Below are 6017 nucleotides of genomic sequence, written 5' to 3'. Positions count from 1 at the left end.
GGCTATGGCGAGACAGACTCCGGCTACGGCGCCGGCCGCACCAGCGTAAAGGGCGGCACCATCGACGGCGAACTGGTCGCCAAATCCGTCTCCGACACGCCGTCGGCCTTCAGCGTCGGCGACCGCGTCTTCCACCAGAAATTCGGCAACGGCAACATCGCAGCCATCGAAGGCAACAAGCTGACCATCGACTTCGACAAAGCTGGCCAGAAACGCGTGCTGGACGGGTTTGTTACTGGGGTTTGAGGGAGGAAAATCATGGCGGCGTCGGAGAAGAATGAACAGGATAGTCAAGAACCTCTGTCACGCGATGCGGAAGAAGTTAACTTAGAAGTTGTTGACGATACGTACCTAGACGAAGATTTGATCGTCGAATCAAATAACTCCGGAGAGATAGAAACCGCGAGAGAAGCCCTTATTCAAAGATGCATAAAAGCAGGAATACCAGCGGAGCTTAAAACATATCAGGAAGAAATTTTCGATGGAGATAAATATGTACTTGTATCCTTTCCAAACGGCCGAGATAAGCGGAAAAAATCATTTTCAGGCTTAGACTCCATTAGGAGAATACTTGGCATAAACTTCGAAAAATATACGTACATTGGACCTTATGCTGCTATTTGCTCTTATGAATTGGGCACAATCGAAGCTCTGGTAAAAAGTTTGCATCCTGTTGGAACGGCTGGCCTATATAGACGGCTATTTGAGATTGATTACTTTTCTGAGGCAGCTCAGACCGGCAACATGAAGGAGATAGTTGCTGATAGCGACAATGGAATCACACTTAATTTTGGCCCAGTATCTGATGCGCTAAGCGTAATGAATCGCGCCTCAGGTCGAGATCGCAGACTTAGCTTGAAGCTGATCAACACCAACGTAAAAACGCACGACAAGGCTGTGGAGCTGCTCGAAAGAGTGGCAAATTCTTTCTTTTTTGAGATAGACCTAATATACTCAATACCCATTTCTCTAGAAAAAGAGAGAATTCGACCGCTTCCCGGTCGGCGATCAAATTTATCTACAAAACGACAACCATTAAGTTTTCCAAATCACGAATACGACAGCGCTCCGATGTCTTTATATTGGTACGCCAGAAGTGCGCGCGGCATGCCGCTTTTGCAATTCTTAGCCTTTTATCAAATTCTAGAGTACTATTTTCCAACCTACTCACAAAGGGAAGCCACACGGAGATTATCCGTCGTCCTGAAGAATCCTACTTTTAGGGCTGATAGGGACGCAGACATTGGAAAATTGCTTTCTGCGATAAAAATGACAAGAAGCGGCTCATTTGGTGATGAAAGGGGACAGTTACGCGCGACCCTACAAGAGTGCCTTGATCCAGACACGTTGCGAGAATTCGTCTGCGAAACCGAAGAAAAAAGACAGTTTTTTTCGTCGAGGCAGCCCAGCCTGACATCACATAAGCTGGCGTTGGCGAACAAGGATGCCGACCTGAGAAATGAAGTTTCCGATCTGATATATGACATAAGATGCAAAATTGTTCATACGAAGAACGAATTTAACGAAGAAGACAGAAATATCCTCCTTCCTTTCTCAAAGGAAGCAGATTTATTATATAACTATATAGAGTTAATTCAATTCGTTTCGAAGAACGTACTTATATCTGCAAGCACGAAAATTTCTTTGTAATGCCAGACGCCAAGCCACGGCAGCAACCTCTTACCTGTACGTTGCCTGGTTCCACTTATGCCCGAGTAGCGACACGATGATGATCAGGCCGTTGAAGAACTGGACGTAGAAGCCGCTCAGGCCCGCCGCCACCACGGTACGCAGACAAACACCGGGCCAGCACCGGCAGGAGATAGCCGTCCCCGGCCGTCGTCGAGTTGAGTAATTCGTAGTCGCTGGATCTGGCCGTTCAATCCACCTTCTTCTCGCCCCGCTCACCGGCCTTCACGATATCCCCCGTCGTGAACAGGATTTCCTTCAGTTCCGCGCGCCAGTCCGCCTTCTGGCGCAGCAGGAATTCGAGGTCCATGCCGAAATGCTTGAACTCCTCGCTCTGCGCGTCCTTCATGATCGCCTTGGCCTGCGGGTTTTTCTCCACCGACATGCGCTGTTCGTACCAGCCGATCGCTTCCGCCTCCTCGATCAGCGAGGCGATCATGCGGGCGAAGGTGCGCACTTGCTGCGACAGTTCTTCCGGCGGTTCGTGATACTGGTCGAAACCCATGTCGTCCTCCATTGGCCATCCCCATGAATGTCTGGGGAATGCCGCCGGTTCCGCATCATCGCTGCAATTCCGCCAAGGCCCGCTCCAGCGGCGCCGACGAAATCTGGATCGGGCCGGAGAACGCCACATCCATGTCCAGGATCAGGTAGATCGCCCCGGCAATCAGCGCGGCCGAGACCATGAAGGTCGCGGCAGTGATCGCATTCCTCGGCGCCCTGAACCCGAAACTGGCGAAGATCAGCGCCAGCCACGTAACCAGCATGACGATCAGCGGCCAGGGGATCGTGCCCTCCGACTGCTCGATCAGCACCCAGCGCAATTCCAGCACTTTCTGCAGGCGCTGACGGGCGTCCTGCAAGACGGAGGCGCGCGCCGCGTCGGCCGGCGGCAGCGCGCTCAGCCGCGTGCCGATCTCCGTCAACAGATGTTCGGACAGCTCGTTGCCGGCGGCAGGCGTCTCGTCGCCCTGCATGGCATCGGCCACCACCCCCTGCACATAGGCAACCAGCGGCTGGCGCACCGTTTCGGTTTGCGGTCCGTACTGGCGCAAGGTCCTGTCGAGCAGGATCAGCTCCGTCGCATAGGCATGCACATTGTGATCGATCGATTCGAAGGTGTTCTTGGCCGAGTTGATCATCAGCCCAAGCATCAGCGAGGTCATCACTCCGAACAGGTTGGCGGCGAGCCGGACCACTGCATTCGTATCGTCGTCGCGATGCCTGACCGGCATCCTGGGCCACACGGCCATGGCGGCGAAAGCTGCCCCCGCCAGGCACAGGAAGATCACCGTTGCGATCAAAGCTTCGCGCATGCCGCTCATTTCTGCACGAGACGCGCGGATTGCCAATGGCTGCTGGAATTGAGCCAGCTTCAGACCTCTTGGTGCGCGTTTGCCGGCCTTCAGGAAACCGGTGCCGCTCCACCCTCTTCGGTGCGCCGGGCGATGAACGCGTCGAGCACGCCTGACGTGGCGGCGGCCGAGGCGGGCGGCTCGAAATCGGCAAGGATGCGTTTCCAGATGCCGGTGGCGCGTTCGGTGGCGTTCTTCGAACCGCTTTGCGTCCAGTTGCCGAAATTCGACCAGTCGGCCACCAGCGGTTCATAGAAGGCGGTGCGGTAGCGCGCCATCGTATGGCCAGCCGAGAAAAAGTGGCCGCCCGGCTGCACTTCGGCGATCGCCTCGAAGCCAATCGCGTCGTCGTCGCCGGGCGTCGCGGCGCAGAGTTCGGCGACCGTCTGCAGCGCCTCGATATCGGTAACCAGCTTTTCCAGGGAAACACTCAAGCCCCCTTCCAGCCAGCCGGCGGCATGGATGCAGACGGTGGCGCCCGACAGCACCGAGCCCCAAAGCGCGAACTGCGTCTCGTGCGCCGCCTGCGCGTCCGAAATGTTGGCCGCGCTGCCGCCGCCCGAGCGCCATGGCAGACCGGTGAAGCGCGCCAGTTGGCCCGCGCCCAGTGTGGCCTTGACGTGCTCCGGCGTGCCGAAGGCCGGCGCGCCCGATTTCATGTCGACATTGGAGGAGAAGGAACCGTAGACCACCGGCGCGCCCGGCCGCACGATCTGCGCCAGCGTCAGCCCGGCCAGCGCTTCGGCATGCTGCAGCGTCAGGGCGCCGGCCACCGTGATCGGCGCCATCGCACCGGCCAGGCAGAACGGCGTGATGATCAGCACCTGCCCCGCCTTGGCGAAATCGATGATGCCTTGCGCCATCGGGATATCGAGCTGGCGCGGCGAGTTGGTGTTGATGACGGTGTAGCAATGCGCGCCCGAGCGGAACTCGTCTTCGGACAGCCCGCGAGCCAGCCTGATCATCTCGAAACTGTCATCGACCTGCGGCGTGCCGCGTGCGAACACGAACGGGAATTTGTCCGACAGGGTCAGCTGCGCCCGGTTGACGGCATAGTGGCGAAAACGGTTGTCGATGTCCTGCGGCTCGATGCACGGCCCCAGCATGTGCAGGACATCGAAATGCTGCACCAGCTTGATGAGCTCCTCGAAAGCGACCAGCGTTCCGGGTCGCCGGCCGCGGTCGAGATCGGTGACATTGGGCGCGCCGGAGCCCGCCAGGAATGTCATCGAACCCAGTTCGAGCAACAGATCGCGAGCACGCGCGCCTGCATTGGCGTGGATCGATCGCGGCGCCGAGGCCAAGGCTGCCATCACCATGTCGCGGCCGATGCGCACCATGTCGGTCTCGGGATCGACCAGCGCGCCGGCGCGGGCGAGCACTTCGCGCGCCTGCGGCAGCAGCACCTTGATGCCGAGCTCTTCCAGCACCCGCAGCGCCGTATCGTGGATCGACGCCACCTGGTCGTCGGAAAAGATCGGCTGCGGCAGGAACGGGTTCTTCAGCGACCGGTAATTGGGCTTGCGGCTGGATTCGCTGCCCGCCTCGCCGGTGCGTCCGCGCCGGCGTTCGCGCCTGCTGTCTCGTGCCGCCTCATCGATCATCGGAAGTTCCTCCTCATTGCCGCATCGCCTTGCCCTGGGGATCATAGGGCGAGGCAGAGATGACCCGCGCAGGCCGTTCGACGCCGACAATGTGTACCGAAAGCGCCGTCCCCTCCCCGGCGAAATCGTCGTCCACCAACGCCAGCGCGGCGCTCTTGCCGATCGTGTAGCCAAATCCGCCGGAGGTGACGAAGCCGACGCGCCGGCCGCCATGCCAGACCGGCTCGAAGCCGCTGGCATCGGCATCGACGGCGTCGATCTCCAGCGTCACGATCCGCTGCGCGGCGCCGGCGTCTCGTTCCTTCAGCGCCGCCTCGCGGCCGACGAAATCGCCCTTGTCGAAGGCGATGAAGCGATCGAGCCCGGTCTGGCCGGGCGTGTAGCCCTGCGTGAATTCGCGCGACCAGATGCCGAAGCTCTTCTCCAGCCGCAGCGCGTTGAGCGCGTAATAGCCGATTTCGGCCAGGCCGAGGTCCTCGCCGGCGGCAAGCAAAGTCTCGCGCAATGTGGCGTGCATGGTCACGGGGCAGCTGATCTCGAAGCCGAGTTCGCCGGCGATGGAGAGACGGGCAACCCGCGCGTGCACCATGCCGACATCGAACGCGCCGCAGGCCATTAACGGCAGCGCCTTACCCGACACGTCCTGATGCGTCGTGCGCTCCAGGATCTTGCGCGCATTCGGTCCGGTCAGCAGGAATCCGCTCGTCACATCCGAAATGTCGGTGACCGTGACGCCCTCTCGCGCCTGTCTCTCGAACCAGCGCAGGTGGAACTCCCGGAGATAATAGGAGCCCATCAGCCAATAGTCGCCGCCGCCCCAGTTGATGACGGTGAGATCGCCCTTCAACCGCCCGTCCGGCCCGAGCATCGGCGCCAGCCGCGCCTGGCCGGCTTTCGGCAGCCGGCAGGCCAGCAGCCGGTCGAGCCACGCCTCGGCGCCCGGCCCTGAAATCGCGTAGCGCGAATAGGCCGAGATATCGATGAGGCCGGCGGCACGGCGCACCTGCAGCGCTTCGTCGCCGACGAGGTCGAAGGCGTTGGAGCGCTTGAGCGTCGTGTTCTCGCGAAAGCCCATCGGCGCGAAATAGGCCGGGATTTCCAGCCCCCAGGAGGCCGTCCATTCGCAGCCGGCAGCAGCCATCCCGTCATAGGCGCCGGGGCGTTTCAGTGGCCGGCCCGCCGGCAATCGCTCATTGGGAAAGGTCATGACGAAGCGGCGTGAATAGAACTGGCGCGTCGTCTGCCTGAGATATTCGCGGTTGGCGGCGAAGGCGCCATAGCGGGCGATGTCCATGCCGAAGATGTCGGCCTGCGGCTCGCCATAAATCATCCATTCGGCCAGCGACTTGCCGACGCCGCCGCCCTGGCT

At 60.0% G+C, this 6017-nt stretch carries 6 protein-coding genes; 2 read left to right on the top strand and 4 right to left on the bottom strand.

Features of this window, described 5'->3' with window-relative positions; translation table 11 throughout:
* Positions 1-246, top strand: a 246-nt coding sequence (locus EOA36_RS24635; RefSeq protein ID WP_145969289.1) for a hypothetical protein, incomplete at its 5' end; no start/stop codon positions are given.
* A gap of 12 nt (positions 247-258) precedes the next feature.
* Positions 259-1650: a hypothetical protein gene (locus EOA36_RS24630; RefSeq protein ID WP_127279790.1), complete on the top strand. Its 1392-nt coding sequence runs from the start codon at positions 259-261 to the stop codon at positions 1648-1650.
* A 229-nt stretch (positions 1651-1879) separates the two neighbouring features.
* Here EOA36_RS24630 and EOA36_RS24620 read toward each other — a convergent pair whose 3' ends face one another.
* The 4 genes from EOA36_RS24620 to EOA36_RS24605 all read right to left on the bottom strand — a co-directional run.
* Entirely contained in the window at positions 1880-2194 is a 315-nt protein-coding gene (locus tag EOA36_RS24620; protein ID WP_127279791.1) for a hypothetical protein, read from the bottom strand.
* A gap of 55 nt (positions 2195-2249) precedes the next feature.
* Complete coding sequence (locus EOA36_RS24615) at positions 2250-3005, bottom strand: DUF4239 domain-containing protein (protein WP_127279789.1); 756 nt, start codon at positions 3003-3005, stop codon at positions 2250-2252.
* An 89-nt stretch (positions 3006-3094) separates the two neighbouring features.
* The gene (locus tag EOA36_RS24610) at positions 3095-4648 is read right to left on the bottom strand and encodes a trimethylamine methyltransferase family protein (RefSeq protein WP_127279788.1); all 1554 of its coding nucleotides are present in this window, start codon (positions 4646-4648) and stop codon (positions 3095-3097) included.
* Between the two features lie 13 nt (positions 4649-4661).
* The coding region (locus EOA36_RS24605; protein ID WP_281040078.1) for a glycine cleavage T C-terminal barrel domain-containing protein at positions 4662-6017 on the bottom strand (1356 nt) is incomplete at its 5' end.

Origin of the sequence: Mesorhizobium sp. M8A.F.Ca.ET.021.01.1.1 (assembly GCF_003998025.1) — a bacterium.
GTDB lineage: Bacteria > Pseudomonadota > Alphaproteobacteria > Rhizobiales > Rhizobiaceae > Mesorhizobium.
The sequence above is the reverse complement of the archived record's forward strand: the minus strand, read 5'-3'. Positions and strand labels throughout refer to the sequence as shown.

What these genes read in the sequence shown, in the direction of transcription:
- EOA36_RS24615 (WP_127279789.1), bottom strand. Translation starts at nt 3,005, where the DNA reads ATGCGCGAAGCTTTGATCGCAACGGTGATCTTCCTGTGCCTGGCGGGG.
- EOA36_RS24630 (WP_127279790.1), top strand. Translation starts at nt 259, where the DNA reads ATGGCGGCGTCGGAGAAGAATGAACAGGATAGTCAAGAACCTCTGTCA.
- EOA36_RS24610 (WP_127279788.1), bottom strand. Translation starts at nt 4,648, where the DNA reads ATGATCGATGAGGCGGCACGAGACAGCAGGCGCGAACGCCGGCGCGGA.
- EOA36_RS24620 (WP_127279791.1), bottom strand. Translation starts at nt 2,194, where the DNA reads ATGGGTTTCGACCAGTATCACGAACCGCCGGAAGAACTGTCGCAGCAA.